Consider the following 19,719-nt stretch of genomic DNA (forward strand, 5'->3'; position numbering starts at 1 on the left):
TATTATGACGTATGAAAGATGCAAGAAATTAATTCAAAATGGTAGCTATGAACAAGAAGATATGCTTAAAAAGTTAGATGTGTTTCTTCTTGCAGATAGAATTACTACAGAGCAATATAATGAACTTGTTAGTATGATGGAAAAAGAATAATAAACTTTATTGGGAGGGTAAAGTATGGCTGGGATAAATGAATTTCTTATATTTGATGAGAACAATAAAAATACAATAACAAACGAAATGTATTCAGTAGATGAGCAGAGAATAAATGGTGTAGAGGGGGGGGCTTGCAAGATCAAGTCTTTATAACAAGTCCATTAGGCAAGCTACTATAATAGGAAATGCTATAGGTCAAATTATATCTGAAAATGGTTATAATGCTAAAGAAGATGCAAGTTTAAAAGATAATTTGCAAAACGGATTAATGAGATCTGATAATGTTAAGATACCGAATGATTTTGTTTCACAATTAGGTGGAAGTGATGTAAATGAAGTTTTAGAGAAATTAAATAAAAATTATAATGATTTTGCTAAAACAGTTATGAAAAGAAAATTAATAAAAAGTACAAAAATAAATATAGATGAAGATTGCTATTATTTAAATGAACAAGTTGCAAATTTGATAGAAAATATTGATATACAAGAGTTTAATAAATATATAAATTTGGAATTTGAGGTAATTGGAGAAGCAGAATTTGAAACTACAAGAAGTAATTCGCAAGTGTATGTTAAACTTTGTATCGGAAGAGAATTGAATGACGAACCGTATTCAACTGATAAATGTATGTTAATGAATTTCTATTTAGATTCTACACAATCAAAAAATAGAAAGTATAAGTTTAATGATAGAAAATTTTATTATATAAATAAGGAAATAAATTTAAATTATAATCATGTAGATAATATACCGGAGCATGTTAATTTTTCATCATTAGTAACATCATATGATAATTTTGAAGTTTGGAATGGCAATAAAATTTTATTGCAATTTCGTACACCAAGATCAACACCGGGTGAATATAAATTTAATATAAATTTTACTGTGAATATTTATAGTTATTATGTTTAAAATAAAGAAAGGAAAAATAAATGTCAGGAATAAATGAGTTTCTTGTGTTTGATGAAAATAATCAAAATTCTTTAACAAATGAAGCCTACTCAATAGACGAACAAAGGTTAAATGGAGTGGGGGGGGTATAGCAAGATCAAATTTGTATAATAAAGCAATGAGGCAGGCCACTTTACTTTCAAATGCTTTTGGACAATTATTGTCTGAGAAAGGTTTAAATGCTAAAGAAGATGGGACGTTAAAAAGCAATATATATAGTTTATTTAATGCTAAAAATATAATTGTGGATGGTATGGGAACTGTAGATGATGTTTTGAAAGAAAATAGGTTTAGAACTGGAAGTTATGATGGTGATGGTAGTAATGTTAGAAAAATAAGTTTAGATATATCTCCACAAGGCGTACTTATCATGGGCGATTTTATAGTAATGTTTGAATGCAAAATATTTTATGCCGAATTTACTAATATAAATGGCAATCGTATAACAAACACAGAAACATATTTATGTTCTGATGATGGGTTTTACGTTGGAATTTCGCAAGGATGGAATAAAAATACTAATGAAAAAGGCAATAAATATTATTATTTTGCGTTTTATTGATTAATTATAAATTTATTGCATTCAAAATATATAAATAAAACAAAAGGAGGTTTATTTTGCCTGGTATAAATGAATTTTTAATTTTTGATGAAAATAACAATAATTCAATGACAAACGAGGCTTATTCAACAGATGGACAGCGTTTAAACGGAGTGGAGTCTGGAATAGCAAGGTCAAGTCTATACAATAAAGCATTAAGACAATCCACTACAATGGTAAATGCTATTGCTCAAGTAATGTCTGATAGAAATATTGATGCCAAAGAAGACAGTACAATAAAAGAAAATGTTGAAAAACTTTTAAAAGGTGATGGCATTATACCACCTGGTGGCGATATTATAAATTCAAGTAGTATGTATTATGTAGAAGAAAATGATAAAACTTCTACAATGAAATATCTTGAAAATTTATTCGACATTTGCTATCCGGGAACAAGAGCATGTTTGTTGACTATATATAATGGTACATGGGTTATTTTTTTAAAAAGAGTTTCAGGATATGCTATAAGCAATAGTAATACGACTTATCCAATACTAATTACATATAATGAAAGTACAAAAGCAATAAAAGAAATAAAAAATAGACAAAGTGGAGGGGCATATAATACAACTTACATTTATGCATGCTGGAATAGCCAAAGAAATAAGGTTTTAATACTTGCTACAGAAAATGGATCTTCAGGCTCTTTGTATTTAGACACTTATACTATAGGAGCAAATAATACAGTAAGAGTAAAAAGCACAGGATATTCATATGATTCATCATATGCAAATGGTGCTTTTTATATGGATGATGGTATTGCATTAGTAAAGCCTGGTAGCACAAATGGTAATATTGATTTGTTATATGTAGATTATTCAGGAAATGGCGAATTGATAGATATAAATATAAGTGGTATTGCAACAAGAATTAATACTATAAATATATTAAGTGAACAAGAAATTGATAGTACATATAAGTATGTGTATGTAGCACATGGAAATGAAAATAGGTATCAAGCATTTGTTTTAAAAATAAATAAAAATAATAAAGATAATGTTGTTGCATATTGTTTGAGTACAAATTTAACAGATGTTGTAACAGGCATATCTTTTGATACATCTAAAAATCAATTTTTAGTTACATTTATTTTAGAAGAAAATGAAGAAGATAATAGAATAGGCTATGTATCAGAATCAAGTCTTGTGGAAAATGGGGTAACAAGAATAACAACAGTACCTTATAGTAGCAATAATGCAACATATAATATTAATACAATTGGACCTTTGATAAGATTTTATAATAATAAATTTATAGCTATTTATCAAAGTCAATATATAGAAATAACAAGTATAACTTCATCGTCAGGATATAAGTCTTATAATATATATGAAAATGAGATTAGCCAATATCCAGGATGCACTCCATATATTTTAAATGGAAGTGTATATTTTATAAGTGATTTTAAAAGTAAAGATGTAAGTATGAGTTCTATTAGTACTAAATATGATGAATATTTTGTAGAAGAATTTTTACCGTTTCCTGTTAAAGCTTTTAAATATAAAGAGGGTCAGTATAGTTACACAAAAATAAGTGTAAAAAATAGTGATAATGAAAAGATAAGTGATTTTCCTTTGTATATAATTGATACAGTTACATATTTAGGTACAGGTGTTTATATTTTGCTACAATCTAATGTTAATACTTTAGGAATGACAAATATGATTACAATTCCTGAAACTGTGTTAAAAAAAGGTTTTGATGGAATATTTGTTAAATCTAAAGCAGGCAGTCAATTGATTGCTTTGAATGGTACAAAGAGGTATTTCACGGATAGTAGTTATGATATTGATCTAACAGATGATTATATAGTTTGTAAAAACAATAATAAATTAATAATTACATCTCAATCAAATCCAGTTTTAGGTTGTAATGAAAAAGATGTGTTATATAAAGTGTATTTCTTCAAATTCTCTAATGATGTTGGTATGATAGGTGATTAAAATGAATGTAAAATATGCATTAGATATAAAAACAAAGACATTGTATAAAGATATTGATTTAGATGTAAATGATGATTTATATATATTTCCTGAAGATTTTTTAATGATATATAAAATGCCAGGTAAATTATATTCAGGTTTTATAGATTTTAAAATAGATGAGGAAAGTAGAACCGTTATAGAATGTGTATGGGATGAAAAAAGTTATCAAGATTATTTAGGGGTTGTAAAAAATGAAGCAGAAGAAAAGCAAAGAAAACTTGATGAAGTTAAAAAAGAAAATAATCTTTTAAAAGCAAAAATAGATGTTTTAAGTCAAAATCAGGAATTTCTTGAAGATTGTTTAATAGAAGTAGGTCAAATTATATATGCTTAAATAAGCTATTTTTAATATAAAAAGAAAAGAGGTTTAAAATGATGGCTATGTTATTTGCAACAAAATTAATTTTAGGAAAAATTACTTATGCAGATGTACCCAATAAGTTAAGAAGTCAGGTAGACACTATTTTAATTGAGAATGGTGTTGAATATTTAATTGAAAAATAAAAAATGGAGGTAATTATAATGAAGGAAATTGCAGAAAGAAATATTTTTGTTAAAAATGCAGATAAAATTAGAGAAATTTGTTTAAAAGAAGATGTAGATATTGGAGTAGGTTTAGATATGTTTGTTGCTAACAATAAAATAGAAAGAAGTGAAGAAATAATGAAGCAATACAATGAATTTAGAGAATTATGCAGAAAACATACACTTGCTAAGATTGTTGAAATGGTTAAATGAGATAAAAAATAAAATAAATTAAGCTAAAATACCCAGAAATTAAAAAATAAATTAAATTATCTGGGTATTTTTTGTTATTTTGTATTTACAAGCTATTAAAATTGTGCTATTATAATTATAGGAGTTATGAGTTAGGTAATGAAATTTAGGAGGTATGGATATGTTTGATAGAAGATTTGATGTTGTGAGTGTTTGCGTTTGTGAGTGTGAAAATATTCCGGCATTTAAGATAGGTGCTAATGATATTAAAAAGGCAATTGCTGAGTATAAAATATATTCTGATAAAAAAGTTGCTGATTCTTTAGCAAATTTCTTTTCACCACTTAAATATCATGATAGATTTAACCAGTCATATTTAGATATTGAGGTGGATGGAAAAAATGTATTTATAGTCAATGGAGACTATTAGGTTTAGGTAGGTGGTGAAAATGAGATATTTTAAAGTAGCAAAGAATACAATAGTTTGCAATAATCCTGTGAAAGAATTATACGATTTGCAGGATGTATATGAAGAATTACACGATTCAGCAAATTTTATGAATTTTATGTATGGAGCGGAAATTTCAGATATTGAAGAATTAGATAAAACTATTAATGATTTTTATAATCATGCTTTAATTATTGCTGAAAAAGGCGGCGGGTTTGATTTGGGAGATTATAAATTGTATATTGAACCCGATGATGTGGATATTTCAAAAATAAAAAGACCTAATTTTTAAAGGAGGTATAATTATTATGAGTGATTTAAAAATTTCCAAAGAAACATTGATAAGAACGATAGTATTAGTTATTGCTCTGCTTAATTCTGTATTGACAATGTGTAATGTTAATCCTTTACCATTTAGTGATGAACAGGTTTATGAAGGCGTTTCTGCTGTTATTTCAGTTGTTGCTACTATATGGGCATGGTGGAAAAATAACAGTTTTACAAAAGAGGCTGTAATTGCTGATGAATATAAGAAAAGTTTAAAAGAAAAATAAATAATATAATATAAATAAAAATAAAAAGGAGATAAGATGGTAAATAATAGAACGCCTAAATTATTTAAAAAAGAAACATATGTTAAAATGATAAATTTATGCGAAGTAGCATTGATAGATAAGCCGGATAATTTAGATTTATTATATACTAAGAGAAAAAGTGAAAGAGTATTGGAAGAGTTAAATAATGATTTGAGTAACAATATTGCAAAACAAGAAGTTATTAATAAAGCTGGTGAATTAAAAAGTATAATTAAATATATTAGTGTATTTTTAAGTGATGTATTAGAAAATAACATTGATATAAATGATGAAAAAGAAAAAGAATATTTTGATCTTTTGTATAAAATATGTAGCAAAGAATTTAAAGAAATTATATAATTTATATTTACAAAACTATAAAATCATGTTATTATAATTATAGAAGTTATGAGTTAGAAAAAAAGAAAAGAGGTAGAAAAAAATGAAAAGATATGAAGTGACTAAAATAAATGTGAAAACGGAAAAAGAATTTAATTTAGGTATATATGACAAGGAAGATGTAAAATTGATAGTAAGAGGTTATAAGTTCAATGGTCTTTTCTTTGAGAGAAAAAATAGTGATTCAATCTATGTAATAAATGCTGTTGCGTGATTAGGAGAGATATGAGTTATTTTGTAAAAATAAATAATAATTATTTTATGTTTAGAGATAAAATTAGAGCAGAGTTGTTTTTAGAGAAAAGTAAATCTGTTTTAAAAGGAGTTAGTGTAGAGCTTGTAATTGAGTAGAGAAAGAAAAAGAGGTGTAATATGAAACGTTATTATATAGTACGATTAGATGGTGTTGATTGGGCTGTGACAGAAGATAGTGAAAAAATAAATGAGGCTGTTAATTATTTGAGACAATATTGTGAAGAATGTAAAACAGAATTTAATGTTTTGACAACAATATATAATTTTACTATTAGAAATTAAATTTATCTTTAAGATAGTAAAACAATGAAAAGAGGTAGAAAAATGAGAAAATATATTGCGTTTTACGATGATGGGCATGATTACGGTGAATTTGAATTTTATAGTTCTCATAGAGCAAATAGTAAAGCAAATAAAGAAGATGCTAAAAATACTGCTTATCGTTTGTTTGGTTATAACAGAGCTTTAAATATTAGGATTGAAAATACTCAGTTAAAAATGGTATATTAATTTTGATCTTTTGATAAACGGTGATGAAATATGATAAATTTAAAAAGAGTTGTTGATGCAATTGTAAATGGTCAAGAAGCGGACTGGAAAACAGTGAGGCATCAACATGTAGCTTTTGGTGAAGGTGGAGGTTTGATTGCAGGCAATCCAAAAGTTTTTGGGAGTAAGTTTGCAAATAAAAAATCATCTTCAAATAATATAAAACAACAAAATGTAGTAAAAGAAATAAAAAAGAATAAAGAAGGTTTGGGTAAAGTAAAATTATCTAAAAAGCAAGCCAATGTAATTTATGCAAATGGCAAAAATGGTAATTTAAGAATAAAAAAGTGGCTATCAAAGTTAATATATGATGCTTCTGATTATGTAGGATATGATGATTTGTTATTAGAATGGTATTCTGAAATATCTGAAAAATCGAAAGAAATTATAAACAATATTTTTTCTAAAAATTTTAAAGAAGCACAGAAATTAATTGATGAACTTGAGAAAGAAAATGAATCATATAAATCTAAAAAGATTGGAAATGAATTTTTGTAATATTAAAAAAATGAAAGGTGTAAATAATGCCATACAAAAGTGAAGCTCAGAGAAGATTTTTTAATTCTGAAAAAGGAAAAGAAGTTGTTGGTGAGAAAAATGTTAAAGAATTTAATAAGGAAAGTAAGGGTTTAAAACTTCCTGAAAAGGTAGAAGAAAAAGATGATACAATGTTAGAATATGTTAAATCAAGTTTTGATAAATGTGACGAAGACGAAATGCTGAATAAAAGAATACCAACAATGGGAAAAGCAGAAGATACAAAGTTTATATTAAAAGCATTAAATAGTTTAGAAAAATTTGAAAGATTATGTAAAAAGAAATGAAAAAAAAGAATTTTGATACACCAAAATATATAGAAAGAAAATATGTAACTTTATTAAATAAATTATTAAAGCCAATAAAAAAAGAGGCTTTAAAATATACAGATGATATATCAAAATTTAAAGCTGTTTTAAAAAATGCATCAAAATCTAAAATTTATAAACGTAAGACAAATGAAATAGTAAAAACAATATCTACTATGTTATTAGCTTCAAATTCCAGAAGTTGGCGCGAAGCGGCAAGAAAGAGTAGTAGAGGAAAAGAAATTAAAAAAGATATAGAAAAAGAAATCAAAGGTAATGTTTCTAAAAGAATGGAAGAGTTGTTTAAATATAACGCTACACTTATAGAAACATTACCTTTGAAAATTTCTGAAGATGTTATAAGGCATATAAATTCAGAAGCGTTTAAAGGAAAAAGATCTGAAGATATTTCAAAAGAAATAAAAAAGTTTTTTCCTCACAATTCTTCTGCAAGTGCAAAATTAATAGCGCGAACAGAAACAAGTAAATTTAGTTCAGCTTTGACACAAGCAAGATCAGAAGACTTAGGGGTTTATTGGTATGTGTGGAGAACTTCGGAAGACGTATCAGTGAGAAGTTCTCATAAGATTATGGAAGGTGTTTTAGTAAATTATAAACATCCAGCTTCACCTGAATCACTTGATAAAAGACATAAATATAAAAAGATACCATTACCATATCATGCAGGTAATATTTATAATTGTAGATGTTATCAGGAGCCTTTGATTGATTTGGATGATATAAACTGGCCGCATAAAGTATATAATTGGAAAACAAAACAGATTGAAGTTATGACATTAAGTAAATTCAGGAATGAGTTTTATAATAGATAAATTATATGATTTAGAAGCAAAAGTTTATAAAAAAGATAGACAAAAATAAAAAAATGTGATATATTATAAGTACAGATTGAGAGAGATAGATTGTAAAAGGAGATAGAAAAGTGAGAAAATATTTAGCAATTGGACATTTTAAAGAAAATAAAAATATAACATGTGTGGCTTCAAAATCTTATACGTTGAAAGAATTTAGAAAAGATTTATGTGGAAATGGATTTATCCCATATGTTGTGATTACTGAAAAAATGATGAAAAAAATATCTGAACTTGATTGCATGGATTTGTTTGATCAGGTTAAGAAAATGACTTCCAATTATAGAATTTGGAATGATGTCGCAGATTATATAGACCAGTGTTGTGATATTATGCAGGAAAAGTTTGAATTGGTTGAATAAAGAGGTTAATATGATTGAAATTAGCAGTATAGTGAAAATATTTGATGCTAAATTTGAATTTGAAAATGGAAAATCTCATTTTATAAAAAGAAAAAAGAGAAATGATATTTCAAAAGACATGGGGTTAAGTAAGTATTTTAAAGAATCTGAAAAAAGATCTTTAAAAGATATTGATGGAAGAAGAGTAAGGGCATATACTGTAGGAAACAGAACGGTAAAAAATGATGGCGACTGGACTACTGTTTATGTCGGTGGTAAAAGAGGAAAGCTTGTGTCAGCTTATCCACAAACAAGAGCAAGATTTGAAAGTGTTATGAAAAGAGATAAAGGTATAGAGATATATAAAGAATAGAAGAGAGGTAGAAAAAATGAAATTAAGAGTTATTAAGGAAAAAGTTTTATTTTTAATTTGTATTGTGCCTAATTATATTGAGTATAGAATGTTATTAAAAGAAGGTTGTGTACAAAAAGGTTTTTTTAATGGATTTTTTCAAAATTATAATGGAGTTGGTTTTGAAGAGGATGATTTGTAGGTGAAGTAATATGAAAAGCAAAACTTATGATGATATTTCAAGTATTTTTAGAGGCATAATAGTAAAAGATGGAGGGAAAGGTAGTGGCAATTTTGGTCATGAGGGCAGACCCGGAAAAGTAGGTGGATCTGGTAGAAGTGCGTTCATGAAATATCTTGATACTGATGTTTTGAAAAATCCTGAAAAACATTCGGTAGGTAAATATATAGAAAACGGAAAACTTTCAAATAATAGAAAAAAATTACATAATGAAGCAATAAAAAATTATTTTAGAGATGTTAAGAAAACCCATAATCCAGTGATTTATTTTAATGGTGGTGGTTCTGCAAGTGGTAAAACAACTGCAATTTCTAAATTATTTCCTGAAGTTCCGAGTGCTTCAAATAAAATGGGTATTGTTGTAGATCCTGACGAATTAAAGAAAGATATACCAGAGTATAATGAATTAAAGTCTAAAAATGATCCAACTGCCGCAGGTTTTGCACATGAAGAAAGTTCTGCTTTGGCTAAGAAGTTATTTAGTAAAGCAGTAAATAGTAAAGAATATAATGTTTTAATGGATGGTACACTTGCTGGAAAAACAGAAAAGGCGAAAAAGAAAATACTTGATGCTAAAAAATCAGGAAGTCCGGTTGTGGGTAATTTTGCAACTGTAGATATTGATGAAGCGTTAAAAAGAAATTATTTAAGATATTTACGGACAGGTAGATTTCCTTCGGTAGATACAGTGATTAAGAACCATAAAGAAGTATCTGTAAATTATCCAGAGTTAGCAGGATTATTTAATAAATCTGCATTGATAGATAATAATGGGAAAGAGCCTGTTATAATAGCAAAATCTGGTGAAGATGGAAAGTTAAAGATTTTAGATAAAGAAAAATATAATAAATTTATAAATAAAACAAAAGAATCTGATGATGAAATAAAACAGAGATTTAAAAAGATGATTCCTGTTTATGAAAAGGAATATTTAAAAAATAATCCTGGTGCTAAATTAAAAAGTAGACCTAAAATATAGTTTATGTTATAATAATAGTGGAGGTGCTGATATGGCAAAAAGTAAAATCACAAAAAGAGAGATTATGAAAATGAAAGATGAAAAAGGTAGAGAAGGATTGATAGAAGAAATTATCCCTTTTGGTAGTCAAGAGTTTGATTATGACGATGATGCTTTAGAAATTTATGATGAAGAATTTGATAAAAAATTAGATAAGGAGTTGGCAGAGATTACAAAAAATGCAGAATGGATGGATTAAGTAAAATGAGATTGTTAAATACTATAGCTGGAGATATTATTGGTTCTAAATATGAATTTAATAATATTCATACGAAAGATTTTGAACTGTTTCAAGATGATATGTATTATACAGATGATACAGTATTGACTATTGCAACGGTTGACGCTTTGATTGAAATAAATAAGAGATATACAGAAGAAAGTTACGATTTTATTGAAGATATTGAAGAGAAATTGATTAATATTTTTAAAGAAAAATATTATACTTATGGTAACAAATATAATGATTCAAAATTGTTGTATGGATCGAACTTTTTAAAATGGTTATCAAATACATATGAAAAAGCGTATCCTTATAATAGTTTTGGAAATGGTTCAGCAATGAGGGTATCTCCCATTGCATGGTATTCAAAATCAATAAAGGAAGTAAGAATTTTAGCAAAATGTTCTGCTTCTGTAACACATAATCATCCATATGGTATAAAGGGTGCGGTTGATATTGCAGAATCAATATTTAAATTGCTTAATTATTATGAGAGCAAAGATAAGATTATAAAAGAAAGCAGATATGTTGTTCCGAGTGAAATTTCAAATGCGTTATTTGATGAAACATGTGAAGGTACAATCCCATATGCTTATAAATGTTTTATAGATTCAAATTCTACAGAAGATGCTATAAGAAACGCTGTTAGTTGTGGAGTTGATTCTGATACACTTGGTATAATTACGGCCTCATTAGCAGAAGCTTATTACCCTGAGGATGAAGAAATTTCAAAGAAAGTATTAGGGTATTTGGAAAAAGAATTTATTTTAAAATTAAGCGATTTTAATAATGTTTTGCTAACAAGGTGAAAATATGTTATGTGAAATTATTAAGGTATTTGATGGTGGAGATGGTTCAGGTCATTATAATCATGTAGGAATACCGGAACATAAAGGCGGTTCAGCGAGAAGCGGTAAATTTAGAAGAAATCAAAATAAAAATTTTTCTTCATCTCATACTGAAAGTAAAGAATATGATCCGAAAAGTAAAATAAAAGAGAGAATTAAAGGCATTTCTGAAGAAGATACCGATAGATATTATATGTCTTTATATTATTATACTGGTTCATATTACGATAGAATAAAACAAGCTTACAGAGATAAATACTCTGGGAAACAGTTTGATGAAGAGTTTGAAAAATATTCAAATGATTTAGATGATTTTATATATAGATCAGAAAAGTATGAAGGTACAGTTTACAGAGGTCTTGGTGTTTCAGATGAAGATGCGGATAAAATAATAAATAAATTAAAACAAGGTAAAACGATGGATATGCAAGGAATTTCAAGTTGGAGTTCTAATAAGTCTATATCTATGAATTTTGGTAAAAATTCTCTGGATGATAATAAAAATATTTGTTTGTTGTTTAATTTAGAAAATAAATCTGGTGCTTCTGTTAAAGAGTTATCTGTTTTTCCTGAAGAAGATGAAATATTACACCCAACAACATCAAGATATGTGTTAAAAAATAATGATTTTAAAACAACAGAGTTAGAAAATGGTAAAAAGATAATAGAGATAAATTTAAAAGAGGTATAAATATGTCAAAAAATTTAACTTTGTATGATAAATGGAAAATTGATAGTGATACAGAAAATCCAGTAGGTTTTTCAGATCAAAAAATTAATAAAGTAAATGATAATGATTTATTTAAAATAATTAAAAAAATAGAAAAATGCGAAAGTAAATTAAATTCTGATGTAATTTCAAAAAGAGATAAAAAAAGGTTAAGAAATACATTAGATGAGCTTGCTGAAGAATTAAAAGTATTGAATGAAAATGAATTAGAAAAAAAGTTAGATGAAGGTTTACCATCTGAAACAGGTAAGTATAATGGTATGGATTATGAAGAGATTTTAGCAAGAGCGTTACAGATGGAAAATGATGCCGTAGAAATAAATTTAATGTTATTAGAGATTGCACCTGATGAAGATAGAAAAAAGTTTGTCGAGATAGCTAATGATGAAAATGATCATTCTTTAATCTATCAAGGTATTATTAATAGATTGCAAGGTGTATCAAAATAAAGGTTTAATAAAATGAAAGAAATAATAAGTAAATTAGATGAAATATTGTTTGAGTATGAGCGTAGATTAAATGAAAATTTTAAATATAAATTTGTTGAATATTTTGCAAGAAATGAAAATATATTAAATGTTATTTCTGCAAGAGATAGATTGATGAAAGCAAAATTGAAAAATAACGAATTATTGTCCGACTTTCTTGTTGAGATTAAAAAATTGTTAAATGATGAAGTTGGAAATAATGTAAAATCTAAAACAAGTTTATATAATGAATATAGAGAAAAATTTATAAAAGCAATAAAAAATATTTCGGATGAACAATATAAAGTTTTTAATAATTTTATAATTTCTAAATGTGATGAATCAGCTACTAATGTAGTTGAGTGTAGAAAAAATTAAGGTAGGTGATTCAAATATTTAGGATACGAAGTCCGAATTTTGTTTACATATTATTTATGCTATGTTATACTATATAAGTAGCATGTAAAGAGAGAGGTAAAATAAAATTAATGGCTAAAGGGCATTTTGGTTCAAAAATAAGTCCTAATATGAAGCGTACACCAGAAGATTTTTTAATATGTTATAATGTACCAATAGCAAGAACTGGTGTGCAAAAATATTTAGGTAAAGAATTAGGTTTGCATGATAGGGCGGATGAAATAATAAAAGTTTATCGTACAGAAGATGAAGTTTTTAATGCTAAAACAATATCTTCATTTGAGGGTAAAGTGTTTGTTGACGAGCATCCGTCTGACTGGGTTACACCGATGAATTTTCAAACTTACGGAAAAGGTGTGGTAACTAATGTTAGAAGAGGTACAGGAAAAGAAAGTGATTTACTTTTAGCTGATATTATAGTTTATAATTTAGCTCAAATAGAAGAAATAGAAAGTAAGCATAAGCGCGAAGTATCTTGCGGGTATGAATGTGAGTATGTACCATTTAAAGATGGGTATGCTCAAAAAAATATAATAGGAAACCATGTTGCTTTAGTGAGTGCTGGTAGAGCTGGGAATAGGGTTGCTATAAAAGATAATAAAAATGAATCATTAAAAGGAGGAAGAAAAAAAATGAGCTATAGAGTTCCTAAGAGACAAAAAACGTCAGAATTTCTTCAAGCGGTAGGTTTAAAGCATGTTGCTATGGATGCCGATCCTGAAGATATTTTAGATGCTATGAATGATCTTGTTGAAGAAAAAAAGGTTGAAGATGAAGAAAAGGAAGTCCAGCCTGCTAAAATTATTAAGAAAGAGGAAGAAGAGATAGAAAATAATGATGAGGAAATGGAGCAAATGAAGGAAACATTGTCTGATGTAAAAGATGCTTTGTATTCTCTTTTGCAATCAAGAGTAAAAGATGAAGGGATAGAAGAACCTTCGGACGAGGGTATGGAATCTTTAGATGAGTTGGAAGAAGAGTTGCAAGAAGAGGAAGAAGTAGAAGATGCTGATGTGGATGAAATAGAATCTGTAGAAGTGTCTCCGGAAGAAATTAATGAAGATGGTGATTGTGAAATAGAGGAAAAGGAAGAAATAGAGAGAACAAAAGATTCGGCAATTGAATTAATGAGGGTTTTAAAGCCTATTATTGCATATATTCCCAATAAGAAGGAAAGAAAGCGTGTTTCTGATAATTTAGCAAAAGTTCTTAAGAAGCAAGTGAAAGATTCTAAGAAGAATTATAAAAAAACATCGTCTAAAGTTTATTCTGATATTTTAAATGGAAGAACTAAAGACAATTCATTTTCAAATGAATCTGATTTAGGTAAGAAAATTGCTGAAATGTATAATCCACATTATAAAAAGGAGGTAAAGTAATGCCAGGTTCTGTTATTGGAAAAGTTTTAAATTTAGGATATATCGGAAAAATTTCAAGAGATGCAGATGCAATTGTAATTAATCGGATTGTTTCTGGTGAAAGTGAAGCAATTGATTTTGGTGCGGCAGTATTTTTAAATGATGATAATACTGTAAGAAATGTCACTGTAACAGGTGATGTAGGCGAAGAAACATCTACTGATACAGTTGATAAGTTTGTAGGTATCGCTGTAGCTGAAGTAGTTCAGGCTACAGAATATACACAGCAAGCTTCTGCATATTTAAAGAATAAGGGTTGTGATATTCTTGTGCGTGGTACCGCAATTGTTGAGATGGGTACAGGTACACCTAAAGCGGGTGGAAAAGTATACTTTAATTTTGTGACGGGAAAGTTTGATGCGACAGATCCATCTACAAAAGGTTTCGCTATTCCAGCAAGATTCACAACAGGTTATGTAGATGGTAAAGGCGGAGTAGAAATTACAATACTTGAAAGAAATTTAATTTAATAATTTGGAGGGGTTAAAATAATGTTTCACGGAAATAATCAAGTAAGACGTGTTTTTGATAATGCGCCTGTTATGAGACGGGTAAATGATAGCGCGATTGCTTCAGGTTTAGCTTTTTTAAATGGAGAGCTTGAGAAAAGAGATCCTAAATTATATGAACCACTTACATCCGTAACTTGGATGCGAGATATAGTAGCTGATACAGGTGGCGGATGGAGTGAATATACTTCCAATTATTTTGTAGACTATGCCACTACAGGTAGTGGTACTTCTGGTATAATTGGAGGACAGACAAATGATATTCCAATTATGCAAGCAAATATCACTAAGGATAATTTTAAGGTATTTTCTTGGGCGAATATTTTAAGGATTCCTTTTGTTGACAATGAGCTTCTTAAAACGGTTGGTAGAAGTCTGGATGATATTCTTGACAAGGGTATTAAACTTGGTTGGAATAAAGATATTGACACAATGACATATGAAGGATATGAAAGTCTGGATATTTATGGTCTTGTGAATAATCCGCTTGTTCAAAGTGAAATGGCGGAAAACGGTACTGCGGGTGCTTCGGAATGGAAAAAGAAAACGCCAGATGAAATTTTAAATGATATTAATAGTTTAGTTCTTGAGACTTGGGAAGCTTCTGAGTATGATTTAACTGGTATGGCTAATCATATTTTGGTTGATCCTGCTAACTATGCCTATATTGTTACAAGAAAAGTTTCTGAAGCTGGTAACGTTTCTGTGCTTCAGTATATTCTTGAAAATAATATTGCTAAAAATCAAGACAGAGATCTTATGATTTATCCTTGCAGATGGTGTACAGGTGCCGGCGCAAGTCAAAAAAATAGAATGGTTGCTTATGTAAATGAAAAGGAAAAAGTTAGAATTGACATTCCTGTTATGCTCGGAAGAGTAATGACGCAACCTAATGTAGAACAGATGGCTTATCTGACTGCATATGCAGGACAATTAGGTCAAGTTAAAATTATGTATTATGAAACGATTCGTTATAAAGATGGTATTTAATGAAAAATAAATAAATTAAATAGTAATTAGGGGAGGGTTTTTGCCCTCCCGTATTTGATTAAATTTGTGAAAGGAAAAAATATGAGAACAGGTCAAGTGCAAATTTTTAGTAATCAAACGGCTGTTTTTAACCACCCAGATGATTATGAAACTAAATTTAGAGTAAGAGCATATGAATTTACATATGCGCCTGATTGGATTTTAAAATCAAGAATGTATAAAGCTTTGTTAGATTCAAATAAAATTAAATTAATTGAAAGTAATTCAGATATTGCTAAAATTGAAACAAATGGAAAGATTGAATCAAAAGAAATAAATGAAGCTTTAAATAATACAGAAAATTTAAATATAAGTGATAATGATTTACAGTCTTATTCCGAAAAATCAAGTAAGGAACTTTATAATATTTGCTTAGAAAAAGGAATACAAGTTGAAAGTAAAAAACCAAAAGAATATTATATTGAAAAATTAATTGGTTAAAATATAAACGGGGGATTTTAAAATGAGCTATGATAGAAGGATATTTAACGATATTGGTTTAATTGGTGCGGCTTCAAATATTAAAAAAAATGAAAATCCCCCGTTTGATTTAGAAGAATTTTATGCGGTTTATCCGCAATTTCAAGGTTTAGAGGAATTACCAGATGAAATTGTGAAAATGTATATAGAATTTGCAAATGAAGTGGTGAATGAAGGTAGATGGGGAAAACAGTGGAAGTTAGGTATGTGCTTATTTGTAGCTCATTTTTGCTCTATATATTTAATGAGTTACTCTGATATAAATAGCCCTGCCGCCGCTGTTATAGCCGCCGGACAATCTAAAGGGTTAGTTAGCTCTAAATCTGTTGGGGATGTTTCTGTTTCTTATGATTTTTCACTTGCTATGCAAAATGTAGAAAATTGGGGCCAGTTTAATTTAACTATGTTTGGAAATCAATATGTTTCTATAGCTAAATTAATGTCGAAAGGCCCTATGTGGGTGTGGTAATATGTCGGTAGAAAGCGAGATAAAAAATAGTGCGGGTAATTTTTCAAAATTAATTGAAAAAGAAATTGATAAAAGCGTAAAAAATTTTACAAAAGGAGATCCTTTAAAGTCTCTTGTTTTTGGTGAAATTAATATAAAAAAATATATAGATATACAAGAATATTTAAAAGAAGTAGAACAGTATGATTTGTTAATAGGAATACCTTCTGAAAACACAGGAAGAGCTAAAGGAGAGCAGGGTATTAATAATGCAGAATTGGCATATATACATACTCACGGTGTAGATAAAAAGGAAGTACGTCAAGAAATTCAGAAGCAAATAGACAATGGTATGAATTTTAATGATGCAAGAAAAAAAGCACATCAAATGTTTATTATGTCGCATGGTTCACCTGCTTATCGTATACCGCCACGTCCAATTATTGAGCCTGCAATTGAAGCGAATAGTGAAAAGATAAACGAGAAGTTATTAAAAAGTTTAAAATCATTTTTAAATTTTGATTTAGAACAAGGTGTAAATGAACTCAAGAAAACTGGCATGTTTGCACAAAATAAAGTTAGATCATGGTTTACTGATTCACGAAATGGATGGCCGCCTAATTCACCTTTAACCATAAAAGCAAAAAAAGGAAAAGATAGACCGTTGATTGATACAGGTGAATTGAGAAAATCTATAACATATGTTGTAAAAAAGAAAAATGGAAGGTAAATATGTCTAAGGTTTGGTTGAATCTTGCTGATATTGTTGCAAGTCCGGAGTTTACACAGCAGATAATTATTAAAAGACATTCTAACGGAAGATATGTAAATGGTAGATTTGAGCAGGATGAAAAAGAGATAAAAATAAATGCTGTTGTTTCTGCATCGGATGAAAAAACTTTAAGCATGGTTCCAGAGGGTGATAGAAACGAAACAATAAAATCTGTACATAGTTTGGAAAAAATTTATATGACGAGTTCAGAGGTTTCAAAAGGTGAAAATAGGACTTCTGATATTATAATTTATAATGAGGATGAATATAAAGTTATAGCTGTAATGGACGCAGATGATTATGGCTTTACAAAAGCGGTAATATCAAAAATAGGAGCGTCATAAAATGTCAGAAACTATAAAATATACAGAATTACAAGATATATTTGTAAATTTAACCGCACTTTTGAGAGATATTGATTTAAAAAATGAAAATGAATCAGATCTTGTACGTTTGGCATATCAATTAAATTCAGCACCTTTTCAGGAGATAAGACAAGGAGTGTCGTATGTTTGGATAAATTATGCCGATAATGATACTAATAAACAGATAAATGAAGAAATAAGAGAAGTTTTAGAAGACGAAATAACAATAAAAAGGTCGCAATTAAGACAAATAGATGTTCACTGGATTTTTTACGGAGATGAAAGTGTGCAAGATATTTCTTATGAATTTAGAAATATGCTTTATAGTTATAAAGCTAAAAGTTTTTTAGATAAATATGATATTAAATTGATTGTAGATGTTCCTGAGGCTGTTTTATTATATGAACAATTAAATAATCAATGGTGGGCAAGGGTTGAATTGATAGTAAGTTACTATTTAGAATCAGCGTTAATTGAAGAGATACCATTGATAGATGTTGTTAATATTGATTTAATAACAGAAAAGGAAAGTTTAAATAGAGAAGTTATAGTTAAAGAAAAATGAAGGAGGTTAAATAAGTGGCAAATATAACTTTAAACGATATAATTGATATTAGTGTTACATTAAGTCCGGTAGTGTCATATAGAAAGACATTAAATTCTGCTTTATTTATTACAGATTCTGAAAAAATAACAAAAGAAGACAGAGTAAAAGAAATTGATAGTTTAGATTCTTTGGTTGAGTTAGGATTTGAAACTACTTCACCAGAATATCTTGCTATTAATTTATATTTTTCACAGTCACCTTCACCTGAAAAAGCTTTTTTAGGTGTAAAAGAAACAGATGAACAGTTTGCTAATGTTATTTCAGAATGTAGAAATCTTAATTTTGAGTGGTATGCTTTAATTATATTGGATTCTGTTGTAAATAAAATGGAAGTTACTGATATTAAAGCTGTAGCTTCTTATATTGAAACGGCTTCTCCAGAATCAGTTTTTTGTTTAAATTTTGATAAAAATTTTGAAAATTATGATACAATTATTGAACAATTAAAATCTGAAAATTATAAGAAAACAATTGTTCAAAGAGATGTATCGGATTCAAATTCTAATAAAACTGCAATATCGGGTATATTAGGATATGCTCTGGGGTATAATAAAAAAATAAATAAGTCTTTTACTCTTGCTTATAAATCTATAGTAGGGCTGGAATCTAATGAAATTACATATGCTGATTTGAGAAAAATTTTATCAAATAATGTAAATATATATGTTAAACAAGGATATTATTATAGTTTATTTAGACAAGGCACAATGTTGAATGGTGATAGATTTGATGAAGTTTATTATATAGATATGCTTGTTAATGATTTGAGAAATGAATTAATGAATACGCTGATTAATAATCCTAAAGTTCCGCAGACAGATACGGGAATTAATATTTTGACTTCGGCAATTTCTCAAGTTTTGGATAGTTATGTAGATATTGAATTTATTCAACCTGGAATTTGGCTTGGAAGTTCAATTCTTTCACTTGAGTATGGTGATACTTTATCACAAGGATATTTAATTTTATTTGATGATTTGAGTGAACAACCAGCAAGCGATAGAGTGGATAGAAAAGCACCTAATTGTTTTATATGTATTAAATTAGCAGGTGCAATTGAATATATCACATTAGGAATAAATATAAGCAGATAAAGAGAGGG

Annotated in this window: 37 protein-coding genes; all 37 read left to right on the forward strand. The window is 28.1% G+C overall.

What is annotated here, in order from left to right; all coding sequences use genetic code 11:
• The first annotated feature begins 4 nt into the window (after positions 1-4).
• On the forward strand, positions 5-151 hold the full coding sequence (locus tag QZ357_RS03455; RefSeq protein WP_290771813.1) for a hypothetical protein: 147 nt from the start codon (positions 5-7) through the stop codon (positions 149-151).
• 24 nt (positions 152-175) lie between these two features.
• Positions 176-307 (forward strand): hypothetical protein, encoded by a 132-nt coding sequence (locus QZ357_RS03460; RefSeq protein ID WP_290771815.1) that lies wholly within the window; start codon positions 176-178, stop codon positions 305-307.
• Between the two features lie 115 nt (positions 308-422).
• On the forward strand, positions 423-1,067 hold the full coding sequence (locus tag QZ357_RS03465; protein WP_290771817.1) for a hypothetical protein: 645 nt from the start codon (positions 423-425) through the stop codon (positions 1,065-1,067).
• 142 nt (positions 1,068-1,209) lie between these two features.
• Positions 1,210-1,668 carry a hypothetical protein gene (locus tag QZ357_RS03470; protein WP_290771820.1) on the forward strand — a complete coding sequence of 153 codons (459 nt, stop codon included), beginning with the start codon at positions 1,210-1,212 and terminating at the stop codon, positions 1,666-1,668.
• A gap of 56 nt (positions 1,669-1,724) precedes the next feature.
• Positions 1,725-3,650, forward strand: a complete 1,926-nt coding sequence (locus tag QZ357_RS03475) for a hypothetical protein (protein WP_290771822.1) — start codon at positions 1,725-1,727, stop codon at positions 3,648-3,650.
• A gap of 1 nt (position 3,651) precedes the next feature.
• On the forward strand, positions 3,652-4,026 hold the full coding sequence (locus QZ357_RS03480; RefSeq protein WP_290771824.1) for a hypothetical protein: 375 nt from the start codon (positions 3,652-3,654) through the stop codon (positions 4,024-4,026).
• Positions 4,027-4,064: 38 nt separating this feature from the next.
• On the forward strand, positions 4,065-4,196 hold the full coding sequence (locus QZ357_RS03485) for a hypothetical protein (RefSeq protein ID WP_290771826.1): 132 nt from the start codon (positions 4,065-4,067) through the stop codon (positions 4,194-4,196).
• An 18-nt stretch (positions 4,197-4,214) separates the two neighbouring features.
• Positions 4,215-4,430 (forward strand): hypothetical protein, encoded by a 216-nt coding sequence (locus QZ357_RS03490; protein ID WP_290771828.1) that lies wholly within the window; start codon positions 4,215-4,217, stop codon positions 4,428-4,430.
• Between the two features lie 160 nt (positions 4,431-4,590).
• Positions 4,591-4,839: a hypothetical protein gene (locus tag QZ357_RS03495; protein WP_290771830.1), complete on the forward strand. Its 249-nt coding sequence runs from the start codon at positions 4,591-4,593 to the stop codon at positions 4,837-4,839.
• Positions 4,840-4,858: 19 nt separating this feature from the next.
• Positions 4,859-5,149, forward strand: coding sequence for a hypothetical protein (locus QZ357_RS03500; RefSeq protein WP_290771832.1), 291 nt, complete (start codon positions 4,859-4,861; stop codon positions 5,147-5,149).
• A gap of 16 nt (positions 5,150-5,165) precedes the next feature.
• The gene (locus tag QZ357_RS03505; protein WP_290771834.1) at positions 5,166-5,411 is read left to right on the forward strand and encodes a phage holin; all 246 of its coding nucleotides are present in this window, start codon (positions 5,166-5,168) and stop codon (positions 5,409-5,411) included.
• A gap of 36 nt (positions 5,412-5,447) precedes the next feature.
• Complete coding sequence (locus QZ357_RS03510) at positions 5,448-5,792, forward strand: hypothetical protein (RefSeq protein WP_290771836.1); 345 nt, start codon at positions 5,448-5,450, stop codon at positions 5,790-5,792.
• Between the two features lie 82 nt (positions 5,793-5,874).
• Positions 5,875-6,045 (forward strand): hypothetical protein, encoded by a 171-nt coding sequence (locus QZ357_RS03515; protein WP_290771838.1) that lies wholly within the window; start codon positions 5,875-5,877, stop codon positions 6,043-6,045.
• An 11-nt stretch (positions 6,046-6,056) separates the two neighbouring features.
• Positions 6,057-6,182 (forward strand): hypothetical protein, encoded by a 126-nt coding sequence (locus QZ357_RS03520; protein WP_290771840.1) that lies wholly within the window; start codon positions 6,057-6,059, stop codon positions 6,180-6,182.
• Between the two features lie 21 nt (positions 6,183-6,203).
• Positions 6,204-6,368: a hypothetical protein gene (locus QZ357_RS03525; protein ID WP_290771843.1), complete on the forward strand. Its 165-nt coding sequence runs from the start codon at positions 6,204-6,206 to the stop codon at positions 6,366-6,368.
• Positions 6,369-6,392: 24 nt separating this feature from the next.
• Positions 6,393-6,596, forward strand: coding sequence for a hypothetical protein (locus tag QZ357_RS03530; RefSeq protein ID WP_290771845.1), 204 nt, complete (start codon positions 6,393-6,395; stop codon positions 6,594-6,596).
• Between the two features lie 30 nt (positions 6,597-6,626).
• Positions 6,627-7,133, forward strand: coding sequence for a hypothetical protein (locus tag QZ357_RS03535; protein WP_290771848.1), 507 nt, complete (start codon positions 6,627-6,629; stop codon positions 7,131-7,133).
• A gap of 26 nt (positions 7,134-7,159) precedes the next feature.
• On the forward strand, positions 7,160-7,459 hold the full coding sequence (locus tag QZ357_RS03540) for a hypothetical protein (protein WP_290771850.1): 300 nt from the start codon (positions 7,160-7,162) through the stop codon (positions 7,457-7,459).
• Positions 7,456-8,313 carry a phage minor head protein gene (locus QZ357_RS03545; RefSeq protein WP_290771852.1) on the forward strand — a complete coding sequence of 286 codons (858 nt, stop codon included), beginning with the start codon at positions 7,456-7,458 and terminating at the stop codon, positions 8,311-8,313. Before QZ357_RS03540 ends, QZ357_RS03545 begins: the two co-directional genes overlap by 4 nt.
• 110 nt (positions 8,314-8,423) lie before the next feature.
• Positions 8,424-8,714: a hypothetical protein gene (locus tag QZ357_RS03550; RefSeq protein ID WP_290771854.1), complete on the forward strand. Its 291-nt coding sequence runs from the start codon at positions 8,424-8,426 to the stop codon at positions 8,712-8,714.
• A gap of 10 nt (positions 8,715-8,724) precedes the next feature.
• On the forward strand, positions 8,725-9,066 hold the full coding sequence (locus QZ357_RS03555) for a hypothetical protein (protein WP_290771856.1): 342 nt from the start codon (positions 8,725-8,727) through the stop codon (positions 9,064-9,066).
• A gap of 16 nt (positions 9,067-9,082) precedes the next feature.
• Positions 9,083-9,247 carry a hypothetical protein gene (locus QZ357_RS03560; RefSeq protein WP_290771858.1) on the forward strand — a complete coding sequence of 55 codons (165 nt, stop codon included), beginning with the start codon at positions 9,083-9,085 and terminating at the stop codon, positions 9,245-9,247.
• A 10-nt stretch (positions 9,248-9,257) separates the two neighbouring features.
• Positions 9,258-10,265, forward strand: coding sequence for a zeta toxin family protein (locus QZ357_RS03565; RefSeq protein WP_290771860.1), 1,008 nt, complete (start codon positions 9,258-9,260; stop codon positions 10,263-10,265).
• Positions 10,266-10,296: 31 nt separating this feature from the next.
• Entirely contained in the window at positions 10,297-10,503 is a 207-nt protein-coding gene (locus QZ357_RS03570) for a hypothetical protein (protein WP_290771862.1), read from the forward strand.
• A 5-nt stretch (positions 10,504-10,508) separates the two neighbouring features.
• On the forward strand, positions 10,509-11,336 hold the full coding sequence (locus QZ357_RS03575) for an ADP-ribosylglycohydrolase family protein (RefSeq protein ID WP_290771865.1): 828 nt from the start codon (positions 10,509-10,511) through the stop codon (positions 11,334-11,336).
• Between the two features lie 4 nt (positions 11,337-11,340).
• A complete protein-coding gene (locus tag QZ357_RS03580) occupies positions 11,341-12,066 on the forward strand; it encodes an ADP-ribosyltransferase (RefSeq protein WP_290771867.1) in 726 nt (241 codons plus the stop codon).
• A gap of 2 nt (positions 12,067-12,068) precedes the next feature.
• Positions 12,069-12,554: a hypothetical protein gene (locus QZ357_RS03585; protein WP_290771869.1), complete on the forward strand. Its 486-nt coding sequence runs from the start codon at positions 12,069-12,071 to the stop codon at positions 12,552-12,554.
• A gap of 12 nt (positions 12,555-12,566) precedes the next feature.
• The gene (locus tag QZ357_RS03590; protein ID WP_290771871.1) at positions 12,567-12,950 is read left to right on the forward strand and encodes a hypothetical protein; all 384 of its coding nucleotides are present in this window, start codon (positions 12,567-12,569) and stop codon (positions 12,948-12,950) included.
• Positions 12,951-13,060: 110 nt separating this feature from the next.
• Positions 13,061-14,368 (forward strand): DUF2213 domain-containing protein, encoded by a 1,308-nt coding sequence (locus tag QZ357_RS03595; protein WP_290771873.1) that lies wholly within the window; start codon positions 13,061-13,063, stop codon positions 14,366-14,368.
• Positions 14,368-14,877: a hypothetical protein gene (locus tag QZ357_RS03600; RefSeq protein ID WP_290771875.1), complete on the forward strand. Its 510-nt coding sequence runs from the start codon at positions 14,368-14,370 to the stop codon at positions 14,875-14,877. Before QZ357_RS03595 ends, QZ357_RS03600 begins: the two co-directional genes overlap by 1 nt.
• A gap of 180 nt (positions 14,878-15,057) precedes the next feature.
• On the forward strand, positions 15,058-15,906 hold the full coding sequence (locus QZ357_RS03605; protein WP_290771877.1) for a DUF2184 domain-containing protein: 849 nt from the start codon (positions 15,058-15,060) through the stop codon (positions 15,904-15,906).
• Positions 15,907-15,987: 81 nt separating this feature from the next.
• Positions 15,988-16,386, forward strand: coding sequence for a hypothetical protein (locus QZ357_RS03610; RefSeq protein WP_290771879.1), 399 nt, complete (start codon positions 15,988-15,990; stop codon positions 16,384-16,386).
• A 22-nt stretch (positions 16,387-16,408) separates the two neighbouring features.
• The gene (locus tag QZ357_RS03615) at positions 16,409-16,894 is read left to right on the forward strand and encodes a DUF4054 domain-containing protein (protein WP_290771880.1); all 486 of its coding nucleotides are present in this window, start codon (positions 16,409-16,411) and stop codon (positions 16,892-16,894) included.
• 1 nt (position 16,895) lies between these two features.
• Positions 16,896-17,603, forward strand: coding sequence for a hypothetical protein (locus QZ357_RS03620; RefSeq protein WP_290771882.1), 708 nt, complete (start codon positions 16,896-16,898; stop codon positions 17,601-17,603).
• 2 nt (positions 17,604-17,605) lie between these two features.
• The gene (locus QZ357_RS03625; protein ID WP_290771884.1) at positions 17,606-17,989 is read left to right on the forward strand and encodes a hypothetical protein; all 384 of its coding nucleotides are present in this window, start codon (positions 17,606-17,608) and stop codon (positions 17,987-17,989) included.
• Position 17,990: 1 nt separating this feature from the next.
• On the forward strand, positions 17,991-18,575 hold the full coding sequence (locus QZ357_RS03630) for a hypothetical protein (protein ID WP_290771886.1): 585 nt from the start codon (positions 17,991-17,993) through the stop codon (positions 18,573-18,575).
• A gap of 14 nt (positions 18,576-18,589) precedes the next feature.
• A complete protein-coding gene (locus QZ357_RS03635; protein ID WP_290771888.1) occupies positions 18,590-19,711 on the forward strand; it encodes a DUF3383 family protein in 1,122 nt (373 codons plus the stop codon).
• Positions 19,712-19,719 lie beyond the last annotated feature (8 nt).

This window comes from Anaerofustis sp., from assembly GCF_019420015.1.
Lineage (GTDB): Bacteria > Bacillota > Clostridia > Eubacteriales > Anaerofustaceae > Anaerofustis.